We start from the raw sequence: 20,959 nt of genomic DNA, 5'->3' as shown, positions 1-20,959 counted from the left end.
CGTCGCCCTGGCGCGCCGGCTCAGGCGGCGCGGACTTCGCTCAGGAAGCTCTCGATCGAGCGGCCGAGCGAGCCGGCCTGATCGGACAGGCTGCGGGCCGCGACCAGCACCTGTTCGGCGGACCGGTTGGTCTCGGCCGATGCCGTGGTGACGCCGGTGATATTGTCGACCACGCGTGCCGTGCCGGTCGCCGCCGCCTGGACGTTCTGCGAGATTTCGCCGGTCGCCGCGCGCTGCTGCTCGATGGCGGCGGCAACCGCCGAGGCGTAGTTGGAGACTTCGCCCATGGTGCCGGCGATCGCCTCGATGGTGGTCACCGCCGTGCCGGTTTCCTGCTGGACCGAATTGATCTGGGCGGCGATTTCCTCGGTCGCCTTGGCGGTCTGGCCGGCGAGCGATTTCACCTCGCTCGCCACCACGGCGAAGCCACGGCCGGCTTCGCCGGCGCGCGCCGCCTCGATGGTCGCGTTGAGCGCGAGCAGGTTGGTCTGTTCGGCAATGTCGCGGATCAGGCCGAGCACGGCGCCGATCCGGCCGGCCGCATCGGCGAGCGCCTTGACCCGTTCATTGGCGCCGCCGGCCTCGCGGCTGGCCCGCACCACGACCTCATTGGTCTGGGCGACCTGGCTGGCGATCTCGTTGATCGAGGCGGAGAGCTCTTCCGAGGCCGCCGCGACCGACTGGACGTTGCTGGAGGCCTGTTTGGAGGCGCCGGCGGCTTCATCGGCCTGGCCGGAGGCGGAGGCGGCGATGCCGGTGAGGGTGCGTGCGGTCTCCTCCATCCGGCGGGCATTGTCGCCGACGCCCTGCAGCACCGGTCCGATCGAATCGCTGAAGTCGCGGACCAGCGCGTCGATCCTGAGCTGGCGGCCGCGGCGGGCGGCAGCCTCGCCGAGAGTGTCCGCCTCCAGCCGCTCGCGTTCGATGGCATTGGTGCGGAACACCTCGACGGAGCGGGCCATGGCACCGATCTCGTCGCTGCGCCCGGTCGAGGGCACCGTGCGGCCGTGGTCGCCACCAGCCAGCGCCAGCATGGTCTCGTTCAACGCGCGCACCGGCCGGCCGAGATGGCGGGTCAGCATCAGCGCGACGGCGACGCCGGCCAGCGCCACCGCGGCGAGCACGCCCAGCAGCACCAGCATGGCCTGGTCGCGCGCTGTGACGAAGGCGGTGGTGTCGAGCGCCACCTCCACCGTGCCGATGGGCGTGCCCGAATAGTTTCTCAATGGGCCGGCCAGGACCGCGGCCGGATGTCCGGCGAGAGTCGCCGCGCGCCATGCGGTCGGCTGGGCGAGCGCGGCCTGGTGGGTCGCGCCGTCGAGCATGGTCTTGTCGGCGAAGGTCGCGCCGAGCGTCGCGATCTTGCCGTCCTGGACCAGATGCATGGCAACGTCGACGTTGAAGCGGCGCTTGAGGTCGGTCAGGAATTCCGCGCCGAGCACGGCGCCGATATCGGTAATGCCGACGATCGCGCCCTCGTGCAGCGTCGGGACGCTGGCGAAGATGCTGATATTGTCGCGGCCGGGCTCGATGCCGACGAGCGTGCGGCCCGAGCGAATCGCATCACGGATCATGTGCCGGCGGCCGAGGACGTTGTCGCCATGGGCATCGGGCGCATGGACGCGCGCCAGATTGGTGCCGTCGGTTTTCTGGAAGCTGATCAGCGCCAGGCCGAGATCGCTGCGCAGCACTGTCGACAGCGCCTTGAACCGGTTGAGCAGGGCAGGGCGGTCGTCGCTGCTGAAGGCCGCGCCGACGCGCGGGTCATTGGCGATCGACAGGGAGGTTGCGAGCGCCCGCTGGCCTTGTTCGGCCATGGCGGCGACGATGGCGTCGTAACGCTGGATGAGGGCCTGCTCGATCGCCAGGTCGCTCAGGGACTGCTGCTGCCGGTAGCCGGCGAAGCCGACCGCCGCGGCGGCGGCCAGAGCGGTCGCCGTCATCGACAGCATCAGCTTCGCTCCAATGCTGCGGAGCTTGAACATCTGACCCAGAACCATGAACCCGGCCCCCCATGCGCCGTCTGGCGCCGTCGGGCGGCGCCAGTCCTTTTTTCCTGCGGTCATGACGCCGGTTTACGGTTAACAATCGTCTAATCGAGGCGAAATATTCCCAGCCATGCTGGTTTCGATCCAGAGATCTTCTGTCTCGCCACACAAGGGAGTGGCGGGATCGGTCGGCAAATCATCAAAGTCATCGGTCGAACCGATGCGACGACGTCCGGCCCTACGGTTGGGCCGACCAGTGATACTGGCCAAGACGTTCGCACGGCCACGAATACGCGGCGGCGACGCCGTGAAGAGGGAAGAGGTGGCCGCGCCAAAACGGCCCGGTGCGGCGGATTGCGAAATCTATGCACAGGAGGACGTCGATGCGCCTTGACATGGTCGGGGCGCTCCCGTATCCACCGCGACCTCGGCGGAACAAACCGCCGAGACCGCGCGGGCGTAGCTCAGTTGGTTAGAGTGCCGGCCTGTCACGCCGGAGGTCGCGGGTTCGAGTCCCGTCGCCCGCGCCACTCTTCCCCTTGATCCATCAGGGGAATTTCTGGACCTCCACCTCGCGACCCGCCGTTCGGCAGGGACGCGGTGGGGCCGGGCCCAAGCCTCCGACCCCTTTTATTCTCGTCTGTCATCGTCTCCCAGCCAGCCTGCGAGCGGCGTGGCTTGCCTGTCGGGCCAAGGCCGTGCCGGCGAAATGAGGCGCGGTCGCCGTTCGGTTCGGCCAGGGCGAGGGCTGGTTAAATTCCGAAACGATCGGGTGCCTAAAAAGTGGGCGAAAGGTGAGTGGATCAATAGTATGATACCGCCAATTCTACGTGTTCCCGTTTTGATCAACTCGGGCGTGCAGGCGGTTGTGGGAGATGATTCCTGCCTCTCCCAATTGACTTGTGGTAAAAAGATGCGTTCGATCTAGGATTGTGAATGCACCTTGTTGCGGGCTGGAACCATGAACAGCGATGGGGCATTCGATGTTGACCGCTATGCGTTCGACGTCACCGACCGTCTGCGCGACGAAACCGACCCCGCCATTATCTTCGGCGAGCTCACCAGGACGATGGCCAATTTCGGCTTCTCCTCGGTGATCGTCTCCGGCGTGCCGATCATCGGCGAGCGGCTGCAACCGCTGGTCATGATGCACCAGTGGCCGGAGGGGTGGTGGGATCGCTACAACGAATTGAACTATGGCCGGTTCGATCCGGCGCTGCACCGGGTGCTGCAGAGCCGCGACCCGTTCCGCTGGACCGACACGCGATCGCCGAATCTCAAGCGCGATCAGCTCAAGGTGCTGGACGAGGCCGGCGATTTCGGGCTTCGCGACGGCCTGATCGTGCCGATTCACGACACTGACGGCTTCGAGGCCGCGGTGTCCTTCGGCTGCGACCGCTACGAGATTTCGACGCGGGACCAGGCCGCCCTGCATCTGATCAGCATGTATGGCTACATGGCGCTGCGGCCGCGCCAGATCATGAATGGCGACAAGTCGGTGCTCAGTCCGCGCGAGACCGAGTGCGTGCGCTGGACGGCGGAAGGCAAGACGTCCTGGGAAATCGGCGAAATCATCGGTATCGCCGAGGCCACCGTGATCAAGCACATCCATTCGGCCGAGCGAAAAATGCGCTGCGGGAACAAGCCGCAGCTGGTCGCCCGGGCGCTGCGCGCCGGCATCATCCACTGAACCGGACGGCCGCGCAGGCGCTTCGCGCCGACATCATCCATTGCGCCGGGAGCACGGTCAATTACCCAGTTCTCGGTAGTTGATTCCCGATAGGCCCGGCTGAACCCTCCTTGTTGCGACTGCCGCAACGAGGAGGTTCGCGATGGAACTTTTCATCATCGAAGGCACCGAGGTCGGTCGCTTTCCCAAGCTGATGGACCAGGCCTTTCAGCTTCGACATCAGGTCTTCGTCGAAGAAAAGGGATGGGAGAGCCTCCGGCATGGCGACGGTCGCGAGATCGACGAGTTCGACCACGCCCATGCGCAGCATGTCCTCCTGGTCAAGGATGGCCGGCTGGCGGTCTATTCCCGCATCCTGCCGACGATCTATCCCCACCTCCTGGCCAATGTTTATCCTTACCTGGCGCCCCGCGGCATTCCCCGGGGCCCGCAGATCTGGGAATGGACGCGGCTCTGCATCGCGGCACCGGTGCGCGGCGACGGCCGATGGTCGTTCGGCTCGGGCGAGATGCTCCGGGCGGTGTTCGAGCATTGCCTCGAGAACGACGTGGATACGCTGACCTGGCAGGGCCACCCCGACTGGCTGCTGCGCTTCGACCGGCTCGGCATCAAGGCGCGGCCGCTCGGCCTGCCGACCCGGGTCGAGAACGAAATCGCGGTCTCGGCGGCGATGGAAATCACCCCGCAGGCGCTCGACGTGCTGATCGGCCGCAACATTCCCGCCGCGCAAAGACATCCGGTTCGCGTTCCCGAACTCCTGCACTGAGGTTGCCGTCATGAGCTACGACCACAATCAACTCTCCGCCAATCGCGAAGACTATCTCGTCGGCATGCTGTGCGAATTGCGCGGCCTGGCCGATCCGCAGCGCCATGGCCTGGTGATTCACTTCCTCGACCTCGCCATGGCCGAGATGGCGGAGATCGCCGAGCGCGCCAAGGCGCCGACGATCGCGACGCCGAACTTCATGTCGGTCCGGCGGCAATTGGCGCTGGCCGGCGCCAGGCGGTCATCCGGCAGCTAGTGTTGCCACACGGTGATTAGGATGGCTTGATTGCCGCGAGTGGATAAATTCGTGGATGCCCGGGACAGCCCGGGCAGGCGATGGGTTGGGCTCACCGTGGGGTGCGGGCCGGCCGCCGGGCGTGATCGGCGGAAAACAGTGCGATGCCTGCACCGACGGCTTGAGCCGCGAGACGAACTCGGTCAACGTGACGGTCGTCTTCGGGCTGCGTTGGATGGGGGCTCGGCGTCATGCCGGACAGATCGGGCCGCGGCCGCGCCGCCGCGCTGGTGATTCTCGCCCTGGCGACGGCATCACCGGCGTCGTCGGCCGATTTCGATTTCCCCGATCCGGACATTCTCAACGGCAAGCCCCCCAATTTCGTGGTGATTCCCGGCTTCCGCGTCGCGATGCGCCGGCAGATCGATCCCGACACGTCGGTCGAATCCTATGTGCTGACGCAATTGGGGCTGGCGGGGCGTCCCTTCGTCGTCGGCGCGTCAGGATTTGCCGGCGGGCTGACGCTGAGCCGGAGCTTCGGCGATGTCTCCTGGTCCGGCACGATGGAGGCGACACCGTCCTGGGACGGGCTGTTCAACAGCGCGTCGGCGACCGGCCTGGAGTTCCAGACCCAGCTGTCGCGCAACTATTCCTTCGATGGCACGCCCTGGTCGATGTCGCCGCGCATCATGCTCGCCTACCGGTTCTCGACCGATTCCGAGAAGGAGCGCTCCAAGGTCCAGATCGCGCTGCCCTTCTTCTACCGGATCAACGCGCAGCTCGACCTGGTCTTCGTGCCCAAGCTCGACCACCGCCACGTGCCGCACTGGACCGCGACGCGCAACGACGTGGTGGCCAATGTCGCCGCCGGCGCGCGCTACGAGATCCGTAGGGGCGTCCAGGTTTCGGCATTCCTGGCTTACGAGAATCGCTGGTCGAGCGCGCCGGAGGTGCGCTATTCACGTTGGCTGATCGTTCCACAGCTCAGTTTGCGTGCCGATTTCTGAGCCCTGCGTTTTCCTCATAACGTTTCTAAGGAATGTGATCGCCCGGCGGCCCCCGCTGCTTGCACCGCAACAGGCGAGGGAGTAAGGCACGGGGCAAATGTCGCACGCAGGCGGGAAAACCTGCGATCGAGGCGTGGAGAGCAGCCAGTGAACGAGCTTCTGAACGACTATCTACCGCTCGTTATTTTCATTGCCCTTGCCACTGTCATCGGGCTGGCGCTGCTCGTCGCGCCGTTCCTGATCGCCTACTCGAATCCGGATCCCGAGAAGCTGTCGGCCTATGAGTGCGGCTTCAACGCTTTCGCCGACGCGCGCATGAAGTTCGACGTGCGCTTCTATCTCGTCGCCATCCTGTTCATCATCTTCGACCTCGAGGTCGCCTTCCTGTTCCCGTGGGCGGTGGCCTTCAAGACCGTCGGCTGGTTCGGCTTCTGGTCGATGATGTCCTTTCTCGGCGTGCTGACCATCGGTTTCATCTACGAGTGGAAGAAGGGCGCGTTGGAATGGGATTGAGGCGCTCGAACTTGAGACGTTTGGGATTGAGGTTCTGACCCATGGCAACCGCCCTCGACCGCGGCGATCCGATCGTCGCTCCAGCCCCCAAGGGCCTGCTCGGCCTGGACGGCAAGCCCATCGGCTCGGCCGACCCGTTCTTCTCGGGCATCAATAACGAGCTCGCCGACAAGGGCTTCATCGTCACCGCCACCGACGACCTGATCAACTGGGCGCGCACCGGCTCGCTCATGTGGATGACCTTCGGGCTCGCCTGCTGCGCGGTGGAAATGATGCAGCTGTCGATGCCGCGCTACGACGTCGAGCGTTTCGGTTTCGCGCCGCGCGCCTCGCCGCGCCAGTCCGACGTGATGATCGTCGCCGGCACGCTGACCAACAAGATGGCGCCGGCGCTGCGCAAGGTCTACGACCAGATGCCGGAGCCGCGCTACGTCATCTCGATGGGCTCCTGCGCCAATGGCGGCGGCTATTACCATTATTCCTACGCGGTCGTGCGCGGCTGCGACCGCATCGTGCCGGTCGACATCTACGTGCCAGGCTGCCCGCCGACGGCGGAAGCGCTGCTTTACGGCGTGCTGCTTCTGCAGAAGAAGATCCGCCGCACCGGCACGATCGAGCGGTGAGGGCATGACGAGGTTCTGCAGCGCACTTTTGCTGGTGGCAGCCTCGATGGGTGCGTGGTCCGTCCCTGCTGTGGCGGACGGTGAGGATTTGATCGAAGGACGCTGTTATTCGGCCCAATTCGACGATGCCGATTCAAAACGCAGGCTCCGATCTGCAACTGTGTGTTTTTGCAGGGGCGGGGTGTTTCACGGGGGCGTCGCCAGTGATGGTGACGGGTGGGATTTCGGCGGCCGATGGTCGAGGTTGTCGCGCAATAGGTTGCGCGTCGTGCACCAGGGAATTGTGCGCAACGTACGGAAGACATGTCATTTGACGTTTTTTTCAACCGAAGCGCGCTTACGGATCGGACGCTGCAATCTGGATGGATTTTGGGTCAGACTGCCGTCATTCGAGACCACTTGTGAGTCAGCCGGCTAGCTTGGGTTTTGAAGTGCTTGGGAATGTGGGAACGCGGAATATGGCGATCGGTGGCGAGGGGCTGCTCTTGAACGATCTCGGCGACTATATCGTGCAGGCGTTGCCCGGTGCCGTAACCGGTGCCGTGGTCGCCTACGGCGAACTGACCCTGACCGCGGAAGCAGCCGAGATCACCAAGGTGGTGACTTTCCTGCGTGACGACGCGCGCTGCCAGTTCTGGAACATCATCGACGTCTGCGGCGTCGACTATCCGGGCCGGGCCAAGCGTTTCGATGTGGTCTATCATTTCCTGTCGCCGAAGCAGAATTCGCGGATCCGCGTGAAGGTCCAGGCCGACGAGACGACGCCGGTCGCCTCGATCACGTCGGTCTTCCCGGGCGCCGTCTGGTTCGAGCGCGAGACCTACGATCTCTATGGCGTGCTGTTCACCGGCCATCCGGACCTGCGCCGGCTTTTGACCGATTACGGTTTCGACGGCCATCCGCTGCGCAAGGACTTTCCGACCTCCGGTTTCGTCGAGGTCCGTTACGACGACCAGCAGAAGCGGGTGGTCTATGAGCCGGTCCGGCTAGCCCAGGAATTCCGCCAGTTCGATTTCCTGTCACCTTGGGAGGGTACGGACTACGTGCTGCCCGGCGACGAGAAATCTAAGGCGAATTGAGCGGAGGTCGAGATGGGCGAACACGATATCCGTAACTTCACCTTCAACTGGGGGCCGCAGCATCCGGCGGCCCACGGCGTCTTGCGGCTCGTCATGGAGCTGGACGGCGAGGTGGTCGAGCGTGTCGATCCGCATATCGGCCTGTTGCATCGCGGCACCGAGAAGCTGATCGAGACCAAGACCTATCTGCAGGCGATCCCCTATTTCGACCGGCTCGACTATGTCGCGCCGATGAACCAGGAACACGCCTTCTGCCTGGCGGTTGAGCGCATGCTCGGCATCGAGGTGCCGCGCCGGGCCCAGCTGATCCGCGTGCTCTACAGCGAAATCGGCCGCATTCTCTCGCATCTGCTCAACGTGACCACCCAGGCCATGGATGTCGGCGCGCTGACGCCGCCGCTCTGGGGTTTCGAGGAGCGCGAGAAGCTGATGATCTTCTACGAGCGCGCCTCGGGCTCGCGCATGCACGCGGCCTATTTCCGCGTCGGTGGCGTGCACCAGGACCTGCCGGTGAAGCTGGTCGACGATATCGAGGCCTGGTGCGATCCGTTCCTGAAAGTGGTCGACGATCTCGACGCGCTGCTGACGCCCAACCGCATCTTCAAGCAGCGCAATGTCGATATCGGCGTCGTGTCGATCGAGGAATGCTGGGCCTGGGGCTTTTCCGGCGTGATGATCCGCGGTTCCGGCACGCCCTGGGATCTGCGCAAGTCGCAGCCCTATGAATGTTATGCCGAGCTCGATTTCGATATCCCGATCGGCAAGAACGGCGACTGCTACGACCGTTATCTCATCCGCATGGAAGAGATGCGCCAGTCGGTCCGGATCATGAAGCAGGTGACCAAGCTGCTGCGCGAGACGCCGGGGCCGGTCTCGGCCAAGGACCAGAAGGTGGTGCCGCCGAAGCGCGGCGAGATGAAGCGCTCGATGGAAGCGCTGATCCACCACTTCAAGCTCTATACCGAGGGCTTCCACGTGCCGGCCGGCGAGGTCTATGCCGCGGTCGAGGCGCCCAAGGGCGAGTTCGGCGTCTATCTGGTCGCCGACGGCTCCAACAAGCCCTATCGCTGCAAGATCCGCGCGCCGGGCTTCGCCCACCTGCAGGCGATGGACTTCCTGTGCAAGGGCCACATGCTGGCCGACGTCTCGGCGATCCTCGGCTCGATCGACATCGTCTTCGGGGAGGTCGATCGATGACCGTCATGCGCCTGTCGGCGATGTCGCTTTTGGCGATGGTCTCGGTCGGCTCCGAGGTCCGGGCGCAGGCGCTCGACATGTCGGCCGGCAAGCCGCTGGGCGAATTGATCAATTCGGGCTTCGCGATCTCGTCCTCGACCAATAACGGGCGGCCGGGCGAGGTGGTGCTGACCGTCCAGCAGGGCGCCAGGGCCTTCATTTGCGTCGTCACCGGCGCACGGGGAACCAATCAGGCGGATCCGCCGGCGCGGCTGACCGCGCTTCCCTGCATTCCGCTGAACTGACGACAATCACGAGAGCATCGACCGATGAGCGTCCGCAGACTTGCCCCTGACGAGGTCCAACCGGCCTCCTTCGCCTTCACGGCGGAGAATCTTGCCTGGGCGACGGAAACCATGGGCAAGTATCCGGTCGAGCGGAAGGCGTCCGCCGTGATCCCGCTTTTGTGGCGGGCCCAGGAACAGCATGCCTATTGGCTGCCCAAGGCTGCGATCGAATATATCGCCGATATGCTGGGCATGCCCTATATCCGGGTGTTCGAGGTCGCCACCTTCTACACCATGTTCCAGCTGCAGCCGGTCGGCACCAAGGCCCATGTCCAGGTCTGCGGCACCACGCCCTGCATGCTGCGCGGCGCCGAAGACCTGATCAAGATCTGCAAGTCGCGCATCCACCACGACCAGTTCCACCTGTCGGATGACGGCGCGTTTTCGTGGGAAGAGGTCGAGTGCGCCGGCGCCTGCGTCAATGCGCCGATGATCCAGGTGTTTTCCGACACCTATGAGGATCTGACCCCTGAAAGCTTCGAGAAGGTGCTCGACGCCTTCGCGCGCGGCGAGAAGCCGGCCCCGGGCCCGCAGAACGGCCGCCATGGCGCCGAGCCGGCGGGCGGCGCGCTGACGCTGCACGACCTGCCGTTCAACGCCGCCAGCCCGGACGGGGCGGCGGTTGCCGACAAGCCTGCGCCGAAGAAGGCTCCGGCCAAGAAAGCGGCCCCCAAGACGTCGGCGGCCGACCAGCCGTCCGTGAAGGAGTGAGATGATGCTCGCCGACAAGGACCGCATCTTCACCAATATCTACGGTTTCCACGACAAGAGCCTGAAGGGCGCGATGGCCCGCGGCCATTGGGACGGGACCAAGGGTTTCATCACCCAGGGGCGCGACTGGATCATCCAGCAGGTCAAGGATTCCGGCTTGCGCGGCCGCGGCGGCGCCGGCTTCCCGACCGGCCTGAAATGGTCGTTCATGCCCAAGCAGTCCGACGGCCGGCCGAGCTATCTCGTCGTCAATGCCGACGAATCCGAGCCTGGCACCTGCAAGGACCGCGAGATCCTGCGCAACGATCCGCATACGCTGGTCGAGGGCTGCCTGATCGCCGGCTGCGCCATGGGCGCCCATGTCGGCTATATCTATGTGCGCGGCGAATTCATTCGCGAGCGCGAGGCGCTGCAGCGCGCCATCGACGAGGCCTATGACGCCGGCCTGCTCGGCAAGGGCAACAAGAACGGCTGGGATTTCGACCTCTACGTCCATCACGGCGCCGGCGCCTATATTTGCGGCGAAGAGACCGCGCTGCTGGAGAGCCTCGAGGGCAAGAAGGGCCAGCCGCGCCTGAAGCCGCCGTTCCCGGCCAATATGGGTCTCTACGGTTGCCCGACGACGGTGAACAACGTCGAATCCATCGCGGTCGTGCCGACCATCCTGCGCCGGGGTCCGGCCTGGTTCGCCGGCTTCGGCCGCCCGAACAATGTCGGCACCAAGCTGTTCTGCGTCTCCGGCCATGTGAACAAGCCGGCGACCTTCGAAGAGGCGATGTCGATCCCGTTCTCGGAACTGGTCGAGAAGCATTGCGGCGGCATTCGCGGCGGCAAGGACAACCTGCTGGCGGTGATCCCTGGTGGATCGTCGGTGCCGCTGGTGCCGGCCCACGAGATCTGGGACGCGCCGATGGATTTCGACGCGCTGCGCGCGCTGAAATCGGGCCTCGGCACGGCTGCCGTCATCGTGCTCGACAAGTCGACCGACGTGGTCCGGGCGATCACCCGCATCTCCTATTTCTACAAGCATGAGAGCTGCGGCCAGTGCACGCCGTGCCGCGAGGGCACCGGCTGGATGTGGCGCGTCCTGACGCGCATGTCCGAGGGCCGTGCCCACAAGAAAGAAATCGACATGCTCCTCGACGTCGCGGGGCAGGTCGAAGGCCACACCATCTGCGCGCTCGGCGATGCCGCGGCATGGCCGGTGCAGGGCCTCATCCGTCACTTCCGCGGCGAGATCGAAAAGAAGATCGACGCCTATGCCGCGAACCCGCACCCGGATCGACTGGTGGCGGCTGAGTAAAACAGGGCGAGCGACGAGGAAATGTCCGTCAAGACCGCAGTGCAGGTGCGCAACGAGAACAGGGTGAAAGCCATGTCGCTTCCGGTCGTGGACGTGAATGCAATGTTCGGGCGTGGGCCCAAGGCCTATCGGGCCGCCGAGGAAATGGCGGGCCCGATGGTTGCGGCGGCCGTGCTGCCGATGACGGTCGCGATGACCGGCTGGGTGGCGTTCTGGGGTGTCGGCATCGGCGTGATGCGGGCCTTCGCGCCGGTGGGACGGCCGACGAAGGGCGACGAGCCCGTCGCCGGCGCGCCGGCCAAGGCCAAGGTCGCGGTGCCGCATCTGACCGTGGTGCCGGATGTCGTCGTGCCGAAACCGGTCAAGGTGGTCGTGCCGAAAGTGGTCAAGGCCAAGGTGGTCAAACCCGAGATCGCCAAGGCGGGAGCGGTTCCGGCCAGGACGGCGCAGCCCAAGGCCGCGCCCGCCCGGGCGCCCGCGACTGCTGTGTTGGAGCCGGCCAAATCGGTCGTCGATACGCCGGTCGCCGCCAAGCCCGCGCCGGACGCGGCCCCGGCGGCCAAGCCGGCGGCGGCTGCCGTCGTCGCCGAGACACCCGTGATGGCCCCTGTTGTGGCGGCTCCGGTGGCGGCTCCCGCTGTCCTGGCGCCCGTGACCGAGCCGATGCAAGCCGCGCCGAAGCCGGCCGGGACGCCGCCGAAACCCGCTTCGCCGGGTGCGCCGCCCAAGCCGACGACGCCAGGCGGCACGCCGCCCAAGCCGAAATCAGCAGCGCCGGCGCAGCCGGTGGCCGAAGCACGCGTGGCCGCTCCGGTGATCACGGCGCCTGTCGCCGAGACCGTCGTGGCGCCGGCGCCGGCAAAGGCCGTTTCGCCGGCGAAGGCATCGACCCAGGACGACAAGCCGGCGGCGGCGCGTGCCGCGTCCGGCGACAAGAAGAAGGCTTCGCGCCAGGTGAAGGCGAAGAGCCCGACGCAGATTTGAGTGCATCGGCCGCCTGGCCCGGGTCTCGCGACCTTGGAGCCCGGCGGCGGATGGGATAGGGACCGGGCGTTCGCTGGCCGCATGAGGCGGCCGCGAGCGTCGGATTGACATCACAAGGCCGCGCCATGGCGCGGCCTGAACCGACCGAATGGGAAGGCCGATGGCGAAGCTGATCGTCGACGGGCAAGAGATCGAAGTACCGGCCGAGTACACGCTGATGCAGGCGTGCGAGGCGGCGGGCGCCGAGATTCCGCGCTTCTGCTACCACGAGCGACTGTCGATCGCCGGCAATTGCCGCATGTGCCTGGTCGAGGTGAAGGGTTCGCCCAAGCCGATCGCCAGCTGCGCGCAGAATGTCCGCGACCTGCGCCCCGGCCCGAACGGCGAGCCGCCGGTCATCAACACCCGCACGCCGCTGGTGAAGAAGGCGCGCGAAGGGGTGATGGAGTTCCTGCTCATCAACCACCCGCTGGATTGCCCGATCTGCGACCAGGGCGGCGAGTGCGACCTGCAGGACCAGGCGATGGCCTATGGCGTCGACAAGTCGCGCTATCACGAGAACAAGCGTGCGGTCGAAGACAAGTATATCGGCCCGCTGGTCAAGACTGTGATGACGCGCTGCATCCACTGCACGCGCTGCGTCCGCTTCACCACCGAGGTCGCCGGCATTTCCGAGCTCGGCCTGATCGGCCGCGGCGAGGATGCCGAGATCACCACCTATCTCGAACATGCCATGACCTCGGAGCTTCAGGGCAATGTCGTCGACCTCTGCCCGGTCGGCGCGCTGACCTCCAAGCCCTTCGCCTTCAATGCCCGGCCGTGGGAGCTGTTGAAGACCGAGTCCACCGACATGATGGACGCGGTCGGCTCGGCCATTCGCGTCGACAGCCGCGGCCGCGAGGTGATGCGCGTGCTGCCCCGCCTCAACGAGGCGGTGAACGAGGAATGGATCTCGGACAAGACTCGGCATATCGCCGACGGCATCCGCACCCAGCGGCTCGACCGGCCCTACCTGCGCCAGAACGGCCGGCTGCGCCCGGCCTCCTGGGGCGAGGCCTTCGCCGCGATCGCCGCGCAGGTCAAGGCGGTCGGCGGCGCCAAGACCGGCGCTATTGCCGGCGACCTGGCGACGCTCGAGGAAATGTATGCGTTGAAGGGCCTGATCGCCGGGCTCGGCTCGGTCCATATCGACGGCCGGCAGGACGGCACCAAGCTCGATCCGTCGCTCGGTCGCGCGTCCTATCTGTTCAATCCGGGCATTGCCGGCATCGAGGAGGCGGATGCCATCCTCATCGTCGGCGCGAACCCGCGCAAGGAGGGCTCACTGGTCAATGCGCGCATCCGCAAGCGCTGGCGCATGGGCAACCTCAAGGTCGGCGTGATCGGCGAAGTGGTCGACCTGACCTATACCTACGACTATCTCGGTGCCGGTCCGGAGACGCTCGCCGACATCGTTTCCGGGAAGCATTCCTTCGCCGAAGTGCTGCGTGGCGCGCAGAAGCCGCTGATCATTGTCGGGCAGGGCGCGCTGACCCGTCCCGACGGTGCCGCGATCCTGTCACTGGCGGCGCATGCGGCGACCTCGGTCGGCGCGATCAAGGACGGCTGGACCGGCTTCGCCGTGCTGCACACCGCCGCCTCGCGCGTCGGCGCGCTCGATCTCGGCCTGGTGCCGGGCGAGGGCGGGCTCGATGCCCAGGCCATGGCCAAGGGTGGCGGCGTCGACGTGCTGTTCAATCTGGGCGCCGACGAGATCGAGATCGCCGAGGGATCCTTCGTCGTCTATATCGGCACCCATGGCGACCGCGGCGCGCATCGCGCCGACGTCATCCTGCCGGGCGCGACCTATACCGAGAAGTCGGGCCTCACCGTCAATACCGAGGGACGGGTCCAGGCGGTCAATCGCGCCGGCTTCGCGCCGGGCGAGGCCAAGGAAGACTGGGCGATCCTCAGGGCGCTGTCGGAAGCGCTCGGCGTCAAGCTGCCCTTCGATTCACTCGGCGCGCTGCGCGCGGCGATGGGCCGCGACCATCCGGGCACGCTGCGCGTCGGCGCGCTCGGCGCGGTCGATGCCGGCCCGCTGGCGGCGCTGGCGGCCAAGGGCGGGGCGGTTGAACCGCAGGCCTTCAAGCTCGCGATCGACGATTTCTACCTGACCAACCCGATCGCCCGCGCTTCCGCCACCATGGCGGAATGCTCGGCGCTGGCCCGCGGTCCGGCCGCAATCGCGGCGGAGTGAGACGATGGAATTTTTCTGGACCAATCTCTGGCCGCTGCTGCTGATCGCGATCCAAAGCCTCGTGCTGATGGTCGCGCTGCTGGTCTTCGTCGCCTTCATCCTGCTCGCCGACCGCAAGATCTGGGCGGCGGTGCAGCTCCGGCGCGGACCGAACGTGGTCGGCCCGTTCGGCCTGCTGCAGTCCTTCGCGGATCTCCTGAAATTCGTCTTCAAGGAGCCGGTCATTCCGTCCGGCGCCAACAAGGGCGTGTTCCTGCTCGCGCCGCTGGTCAGCGTCATCCTGGCGCTCGCCGCCTGGGCGGTGATCCCGCTGTCCGACGGCTGGGCGATCGCCGACCTGAATGTCGGCATCCTCTTCATTTTCGCGGTGTCCTCGCTCGGCGTCTATGGCGTCATCATGGGCGGCTGGGCGTCGAACTCGAAATATCCGTTCCTGGGCGCGCTGCGCTCGGCAGCGCAAATGGTGTCCTACGAGGTCTCGATCGGCTTTGTGATCATCTGCGTGCTGCTCTGCGTCGGCTCGCTCAATCTGAGCGACATCGTCAAGGCGCAGGACAAGGGCATCGGCATGTTCGGCTGGTTCTGGCTGCCGCTGTTCCCGGTCTTCGTGATCTTCTTCATTTCGGCGCTGGCCGAGACCAACCGGCCGCCCTTCGACCTGCCGGAAGCCGAATCCGAGCTGGTCGCCGGCTTCATGGTCGAATATGCCTCGACCCCGTACATGATGTTCATGCTGGCCGAATATGTGGCGATCATGACCATGTGTTCGCTGACCACGATCCTGTTCCTCGGCGGCTGGCTGCCGCCGTTCCCGATCGCCCCCTTCACCTGGGTGCCGGGCGTGGTCTGGTTCGTGCTCAAGGTTTCGATGGTCTTCTTCATGTTCGCCATGGTGAAGGCCTTCGTGCCGCGCTACCGCTACGACCAGTTGATGCGGCTCGGCTGGAAGGTGTTCCTGCCGATCTCGCTCGCCATGGTGGTCGTGGTCGCGGCGACGCTGCAGATCACCGGCTGGGCGCCCTGAGGCGCCGGGCCTGACGGTTCAAGGTTCGGTCGGCCCGCATCGCGGCCGGCCGGTAGTGATGTTCCGGTTCGTTCGCTCGGTGCGAACGAACCATCCGAGGAGAGGTCCCATGGCGTCGGCAATGCGGCTCGACCAGGCGGCCAAGGCGATATTCCTGAAGGAATTCGTCTCGGCCTTCTTCCTGTCGATGCGCTATTTCTTCAAGCCGAAGGCGACCATCAACTATCCCTTCGAGAAGGGGCAGATTTCGCCGCGCTTCCGGGGCGAGCATGCGTTGCGCCGTTATCCGAACGGCGAGGAGCGCTGCATCGCCTGCAAGCTGTGCGAGGCGATCTGCCCGGCCCAGGCGATCACCATCGAGGCCGGCCCGCGCCGCAATGACGGCACGCGCCGTACGACGCGTTACGACATCGACATGGTGAAGTGCATCTATTGCGGCTTCTGCCAGGAAGCCTGCCCGGTCGACGCGATCGTCGAGGGACCGAACTTCGAATTCGCCGTCGAAACCCGCGAAGAGCTCTACTACGACAAGGACCGGCTGCTCGCCAACGGCGACCGCTGGGAACGCGAGATCGCCGCCAATCAGGTGCTCGACGCGCCTTATCGGTGACGCTACCGGCCGGGCGGTTCGCCGCGCGGCTGAAGTGAATGTGAGGGATGCATCCGGGCTTTGCTGTCTGGACGCGTTCCAACTTGGACCTTAAGAACGGCGCGCGCGGACACTTATTTGAGTCCCAACCGTCATCGAGAACAGGAACGGGGCAAAGGGGCAGCATGCTCGCCGGTCTCTTCTTTTACCTATTCGCAGCCGTGCTCGTGGCCTCCGCCTTCATGGTGATCGCCGCGCGTAACCCGGTGCACTCCGTGCTCTTCCTCATCCTGGCGTTCGTCAACGCCGCCGGGCTGTTCGTGCTGATGGGGGCCGAGTTCCTCGCCATGATCCTGGTCGTGGTCTATGTCGGCGCGGTGGCGGTGCTGTTCCTGTTCGTCGTCATGATGCTCGACGTCGATTTCGCCGAGCTGCGCCAGGGCTTCCTGCAATATCTGCCGGTGGGCGTGCTGCTCGGGCTGGTGATCCTGGCCGAGCTTCTGATGGTGCTCGGATCCTGGACGCTGGGCGGCGGGTCGGCGGCCCGCACGGTGGTCGCGGCGATCCCGACCAACGTCACCAATGCCGAAGCGCTCGGGCAGGTGCTCTACACCAAGTACCTGTTCTACTTCCAAGCCTCGGGGCTGATCCTGCTGGTCGCGATGATCGGCGCCATCGTGCTGACGCTGCGCCACAAGGTCGGCATCAAGCGGCAGGACCCGGCGGCGCAGTCGGCGCGCACGCCGGCGACCGCCATCGAGGTGGTCAAGGTCAAGTCGGGGCAGGGGGTCTGACCATGCTGACGATCGGTCTTTCGCATTATCTCTCGGTCGCCGCGATCCTGTTCACGCTCGGCGTGCTCGGCATCTTCCTCAACCGCAAGAACATCATCGTCATCCTGATGTCGGTCGAGCTGATCCTGTTGTCGGTGAACATCAATTTCGTGGCCTTCTCGACCCATATGGGCGACATCGTCGGCCAGGTCTTCGCGCTGCTGGTGCTGACCGTCGCCGCGGCCGAAGCCGCCATCGGCCTCGCCATCCTCGTGGTCTTCTTCCGCAATCGCGGGTCGATCGCGGTCGAAGACGTCAACATGATGAAGGGCTGACGGGGACATGTATCAAGCCATCGTCTTCCTGCCGCTCACAGGCTTCCTGATCGCCGGGCTGTTCGGCCGCGCCATCGGCGCGCGCGGCTCGGAAATCGTCACCACCAGCTTGCTCGGCATTTCCGCCCTGTTGTCCTGGGTCGCCTTCTTCCAGGTCGGCTTCGGCGGCCAGACCGCCAGCATCGAGCTGTTCCCGTGGATCTCGGCCGGCGCGCTCGAGGTGTCCTGGACGCTGCGCGTCGACACGCTGACCGCGGTCATGCTGGTGGTCGTGAACAGCGTCTCGTTCCTCGTCCACCTCTATTCGATCGGCTACATGAACGAGGATCCGCATCGGCCGCGGTTCTTCGCCTATCTGTCGTTGTTCACCTTCGCCATGCTGATGCTGGTGACCGCCGACGACCTCCTGCAGATGTTCTTCGGCTGGGAAGGCGTGGGTCTCGCGAGCTATCTGCTGATCGGTTTCTGGTACCAGAAGCCCTCGGCCAATGCCGCCGCGATGAAGGCCTTCATCGTCAACCGGGTCGGTGATTTCGGTTTCGCGCTGGGCATTTTCGGCCTCTACAAGCTCACCGGTTCGATCGAGTTCGACACCATTTTCGGCGCGGCCCAGGGCCTTGTCGGCAAGAAGATGGAATTCCTCGGCCATCAGCTGGATGCGCTGACCGTCGTTTGCCTCCTGCTGTTCATGGGCGCCATGGGCAAGTCGGCGCAGTTCCTGCTGCACACCTGGCTGCCGGACGCCATGGAAGGCCCGACGCCCGTGTCGGCGCTCATCCATGCCGCGACCATGGTCACCGCCGGTGTCTTCATGGTGGCCCGGCTGTCGCCGGTGTTCGAATATTCGCCGACCGCCTTGTCGGTCGTCATGTTCTTCGGCGCGACCACCGCCTTCTTCGCGGCGACCGTCGGCCTCGTGCAGAACGACATCAAACGGGTCATCGCCTATTCGACCTGTTCGCAGCTCGGCTACATGTTCGTCGCGCTCGGCGCCGGCGCCTATTCGGTCGGCATCTTCCACCTGTTCACCCACGCCTTCTTCAAGGCGCTCCTGTTCCTCGGCGCCGGCTCGGTCATTCATGCGATGCATCACGAGCAGGACATGCGGAACATGGGCGGCCTCGCGCCGCACATCAAAGTCACCTATGCGATGATGCTGATCGGCACGCTGGCACTGACCGGCTTCGGCATTCCCTTCCTGCATGTCGGCTTCGCCGGCTATTATTCGAAGGACGCGATCATCGAGGTCGCCTATGCCTCGCACAACGTGATGGGCCCCTATGCCTTCGCGCTGACGGTGGTCGCCGCCGCCATGACTTCGTTCTACTCCTGGCGCCTGATCTTCCTGACCTTCCACGGCAAGCCGCGCTGGGCCGGGGCTCACGGCCATGACGATCATGCCCACGCCGCTCATGGTCACGACGACCACGCGCATGCCGCCCATGGCCATGACGATCACGGCCACGGCGCGCATCAGCCGCACGAGAGCCCGAAGGTCATGCTGATCCCGCTGATCCTGCTGGCGATCGGCGCGGTGTTCTCGGGCCTTGCCTTCACCTATTGGTTCGCCGACCACCACGGCGTCGAGAAGTTCTTCCGCGAAGCGCTGTTCTTCCGGCCGGACAATCACATCATGGAAGAGTTCCACCACGTGCCCGGCTGGGTGCCATGGACACCTTTCGTCATGATGGCCGCGGGCTTCGCGCTCGCCTGGTACATGTATATCCGGCACCCGGAAATGCCCGGCGAGATCGCCCGGCGCCATCCGGCCCTGTACCAGTTCCTGCTCAACAAGTGGTATTTCGACGAGCTCTACGACGCCATCTTCGTGCGCCCGGCGCGTGCGCTCGGCCGCTTCTTCTGGAAGAAGGGTGACGGCTGGCTGATCGACGGTTTCGGTCCCGACGGCATCGCGGCCCGGGTCGTCGACGTCACCCGCGGCGTCGTCCGGATCCAGACCGGTTATCTCTATCACTACGCCTTCGTGATGCTGATCGGCGTCGCCGCCCTCGTCACCTGGTTCATGTTCTCGGGCGGATTGCACTGATGTCGAACGCTCCGATCCTGTCGATCATCACCTTTCTGCCGCTGCTCGGCGCGCTGCTGGTCTTTTCCGTGCGCGGCGAGGACGAGGCTGCCAAGCGCAATATCCGGATGATCGCGCTGTTCACGACGCTCGTGACCTTCGGGCTGTCGCTGATCCCGCTTTATCTGTTCAACGCCGCGACCGCGGAATTCCAGTTCGTCGAGAAGGCCAACTGGCTCGGCGGCGTCATTTCCTACCGCATGGGCATTGACGGCATTTCCCTGCCGCTGATCATCCTGACCACCTTCCTGATGCCGTTCTGCATCCTGGCGTCCTGGGAGGCGATCGATAAGCGGGTCAAGGAATATATGATCGCCTTCCTGGTGCTGGAGACGCTGATGATCGGCGTGTTCTGCGCGCTCGACATCGTGCTGTTCTACCTGTTCTTCGAGGCCGGCCTGATCCCGATGTTCCTGATCATCGGCATCTGGGGCGGCAAGCGGCGCATCTACGCCTCGTTCAAGTTCTTCCTCTACACGCTGCTCGGCTCGGTGCTGATGCTGCTGGCCATCATGGCGATGATCTGGACCGCCGGTACCAGCGACATCGCCGAGCTGATCAAGCTCGGGCCGACCGTGTTCAGCCGCAACATGCAGTTCTGGCTGTGGGTGGCCTTCTTCGCGTCCTTCGCGGTGAAGATGCCGATGTGGCCGGTGCATACCTGGCTGCCGGACGCCCACGTGGAAGCCCCCACCGCCGGTTCGGTGATCCTGGCCGGCGTGCTCCTGAAGATGGGCGGCTACGGCTTCCTGCGCTTCTCGCTGCCGATGTTCCCGGAGGCCTCGACCTTCTTCGCGCCCTTCGTCTTCACCCTCTCGGTGATCGCCATCATCTACACCTCGCTGGTGGCGATGATGCAGGAGGACATCAAGAAGCTGATCGCCTATTCGTCGGTCGCCCATATGGGCTTCGTGACCATGGGCATCTTCTCCGGCAATGCCGAGGGCATCCAGGGCGCGGTGTTCCAGATGGTGTCGCACGGCATCGTCTCGGGCGCGCTGTTCCTCTGCGTCGGCGTCGTCTACGACCGCATGCATACCCGCGAGATTGCCGCCTATGGCGGGCTGGTCAACCGCATGCCGGTTTATGCGGTGGTGTTCATGGTGTTCACCATGGCCAATGTCGGCCTGCCCGGCACATCCGGCTTCGTCGGCGAGTTCCTCACCCTGATCGGCACGTTCAAGACCAATACCTGGGTGGCCTTCCTGGCGACCTCCGGCGTGGTGTTCTCGGCCTGCTACGCGCTCTGGCTCTACCGCCAGGTGATCTGGGGCGTGCTCGACAAGCCGTCGCTGGCCACCATCACCGATGTCGACCGGCGCGAGCTGGTGATCCTGGTGCCGCTGGTCGTGCTGACCATCGTGCTCGGCTTCTATCCGGCGCCGGTGCTGAACACATCCGAGGTGGCGGTGAACGCGCTCGTCGAATCCTACAATCAGGCGAACGCCGCGGCCGGCAAGGCCGCCGCCGTTCTGCCGCGCTGACGGGACG

The 20,959-nt window shown here is 65.3% G+C and carries 20 protein-coding genes and 1 tRNA gene; 20 read left to right on the top strand and 1 reads right to left on the bottom strand.

Annotated features, from left to right (window positions below; genetic code table 11):
* Positions 1-20 precede the first annotated feature (20 nt).
* Entirely contained in the window at positions 21-2,000 is a 1,980-nt protein-coding gene (locus AC07WJ_RS36010) for a methyl-accepting chemotaxis protein (RefSeq protein ID WP_494939556.1), read from the bottom strand.
* Positions 2,001-2,441: 441 nt separating this feature from the next.
* Between AC07WJ_RS36010 and AC07WJ_RS36005 the strand changes: the two genes are divergently transcribed.
* The 20 genes from AC07WJ_RS36005 to AC07WJ_RS35910 all read left to right on the top strand — a co-directional run bounded on the left by AC07WJ_RS36005 (position 2,442) and on the right by AC07WJ_RS35910 (position 20,952).
* A tRNA-Asp gene (locus AC07WJ_RS36005) sits at positions 2,442-2,518 on the top strand.
* 431 nt (positions 2,519-2,949) lie between these two features.
* Positions 2,950-3,678: a helix-turn-helix transcriptional regulator gene (locus tag AC07WJ_RS36000; RefSeq protein WP_494939555.1), complete on the top strand. Its 729-nt coding sequence runs from the start codon at positions 2,950-2,952 to the stop codon at positions 3,676-3,678.
* Positions 3,679-3,820: 142 nt separating this feature from the next.
* Positions 3,821-4,444 (top strand): acyl-homoserine-lactone synthase, encoded by a 624-nt coding sequence (locus tag AC07WJ_RS35995; protein WP_494939554.1) that lies wholly within the window; start codon positions 3,821-3,823, stop codon positions 4,442-4,444.
* A gap of 10 nt (positions 4,445-4,454) precedes the next feature.
* Positions 4,455-4,700, top strand: a complete 246-nt coding sequence (locus tag AC07WJ_RS35990; protein ID WP_494939553.1) for a hypothetical protein — start codon at positions 4,455-4,457, stop codon at positions 4,698-4,700.
* Positions 4,701-4,930: 230 nt separating this feature from the next.
* Positions 4,931-5,686 carry a hypothetical protein gene (locus tag AC07WJ_RS35985; RefSeq protein WP_494939552.1) on the top strand — a complete coding sequence of 252 codons (756 nt, stop codon included), beginning with the start codon at positions 4,931-4,933 and terminating at the stop codon, positions 5,684-5,686.
* A gap of 147 nt (positions 5,687-5,833) precedes the next feature.
* The gene (locus AC07WJ_RS35980; protein ID WP_494939551.1) at positions 5,834-6,199 is read left to right on the top strand and encodes an NADH-quinone oxidoreductase subunit A; all 366 of its coding nucleotides are present in this window, start codon (positions 5,834-5,836) and stop codon (positions 6,197-6,199) included.
* Positions 6,200-6,240: 41 nt separating this feature from the next.
* Positions 6,241-6,822: a NuoB/complex I 20 kDa subunit family protein gene (locus AC07WJ_RS35975; RefSeq protein WP_136964055.1), complete on the top strand. Its 582-nt coding sequence runs from the start codon at positions 6,241-6,243 to the stop codon at positions 6,820-6,822.
* Positions 6,823-7,280: 458 nt separating this feature from the next.
* Positions 7,281-7,901 (top strand): NADH-quinone oxidoreductase subunit C, encoded by a 621-nt coding sequence (locus tag AC07WJ_RS35970; protein ID WP_494939550.1) that lies wholly within the window; start codon positions 7,281-7,283, stop codon positions 7,899-7,901.
* A 12-nt stretch (positions 7,902-7,913) separates the two neighbouring features.
* Complete coding sequence (locus tag AC07WJ_RS35965) at positions 7,914-9,098, top strand: NADH-quinone oxidoreductase subunit D (RefSeq protein WP_494939549.1); 1,185 nt, start codon at positions 7,914-7,916, stop codon at positions 9,096-9,098.
* On the top strand, positions 9,095-9,382 hold the full coding sequence (locus tag AC07WJ_RS35960) for a hypothetical protein (protein WP_494939548.1): 288 nt from the start codon (positions 9,095-9,097) through the stop codon (positions 9,380-9,382). The genes AC07WJ_RS35965 and AC07WJ_RS35960 overlap by 4 nt, the downstream gene beginning before the upstream one ends.
* Positions 9,383-9,406: 24 nt before the next feature.
* Entirely contained in the window at positions 9,407-10,135 is a 729-nt protein-coding gene (gene nuoE / locus AC07WJ_RS35955) for an NADH-quinone oxidoreductase subunit NuoE (RefSeq protein ID WP_494939547.1), read from the top strand.
* A 4-nt stretch (positions 10,136-10,139) separates the two neighbouring features.
* Positions 10,140-11,438, top strand: coding sequence for an NADH-quinone oxidoreductase subunit NuoF (gene nuoF, locus AC07WJ_RS35950; RefSeq protein ID WP_494939546.1), 1,299 nt, complete (start codon positions 10,140-10,142; stop codon positions 11,436-11,438).
* Between the two features lie 21 nt (positions 11,439-11,459).
* On the top strand, positions 11,460-12,422 hold the full coding sequence (locus tag AC07WJ_RS35945) for a hypothetical protein (protein WP_494939545.1): 963 nt from the start codon (positions 11,460-11,462) through the stop codon (positions 12,420-12,422).
* A gap of 160 nt (positions 12,423-12,582) precedes the next feature.
* Complete coding sequence (gene nuoG, locus AC07WJ_RS35940; protein ID WP_494939544.1) at positions 12,583-14,661, top strand: NADH-quinone oxidoreductase subunit NuoG; 2,079 nt, start codon at positions 12,583-12,585, stop codon at positions 14,659-14,661.
* A gap of 4 nt (positions 14,662-14,665) precedes the next feature.
* Positions 14,666-15,685: an NADH-quinone oxidoreductase subunit NuoH gene (gene nuoH, locus AC07WJ_RS35935; RefSeq protein WP_494939543.1), complete on the top strand. Its 1,020-nt coding sequence runs from the start codon at positions 14,666-14,668 to the stop codon at positions 15,683-15,685.
* 121 nt (positions 15,686-15,806) lie between these two features.
* Positions 15,807-16,295: an NADH-quinone oxidoreductase subunit NuoI gene (gene nuoI, locus AC07WJ_RS35930; RefSeq protein WP_494939575.1), complete on the top strand. Its 489-nt coding sequence runs from the start codon at positions 15,807-15,809 to the stop codon at positions 16,293-16,295.
* A gap of 164 nt (positions 16,296-16,459) precedes the next feature.
* Positions 16,460-17,068, top strand: coding sequence for an NADH-quinone oxidoreductase subunit J (locus AC07WJ_RS35925; RefSeq protein WP_494939542.1), 609 nt, complete (start codon positions 16,460-16,462; stop codon positions 17,066-17,068).
* Positions 17,069-17,073: 5 nt separating this feature from the next.
* Entirely contained in the window at positions 17,074-17,382 is a 309-nt protein-coding gene (gene nuoK / locus AC07WJ_RS35920) for an NADH-quinone oxidoreductase subunit NuoK (protein WP_494939574.1), read from the top strand.
* Between the two features lie 7 nt (positions 17,383-17,389).
* Positions 17,390-19,429: an NADH-quinone oxidoreductase subunit L gene (nuoL, locus tag AC07WJ_RS35915; protein WP_494939541.1), complete on the top strand. Its 2,040-nt coding sequence runs from the start codon at positions 17,390-17,392 to the stop codon at positions 19,427-19,429.
* A complete protein-coding gene (locus AC07WJ_RS35910; RefSeq protein WP_494939540.1) occupies positions 19,429-20,952 on the top strand; it encodes an NADH-quinone oxidoreductase subunit M in 1,524 nt (507 codons plus the stop codon). Before nuoL ends, AC07WJ_RS35910 begins: the two co-directional genes overlap by 1 nt.
* Positions 20,953-20,959 lie beyond the last annotated feature (7 nt).

The sequence above is a fragment of the Phreatobacter sp. GW821-FHT04C01 genome (genome assembly GCF_059420385.1).
Note: the sequence above shows the minus strand (reverse complement) of the source record. Positions and strands in the feature narration are given on the sequence as shown.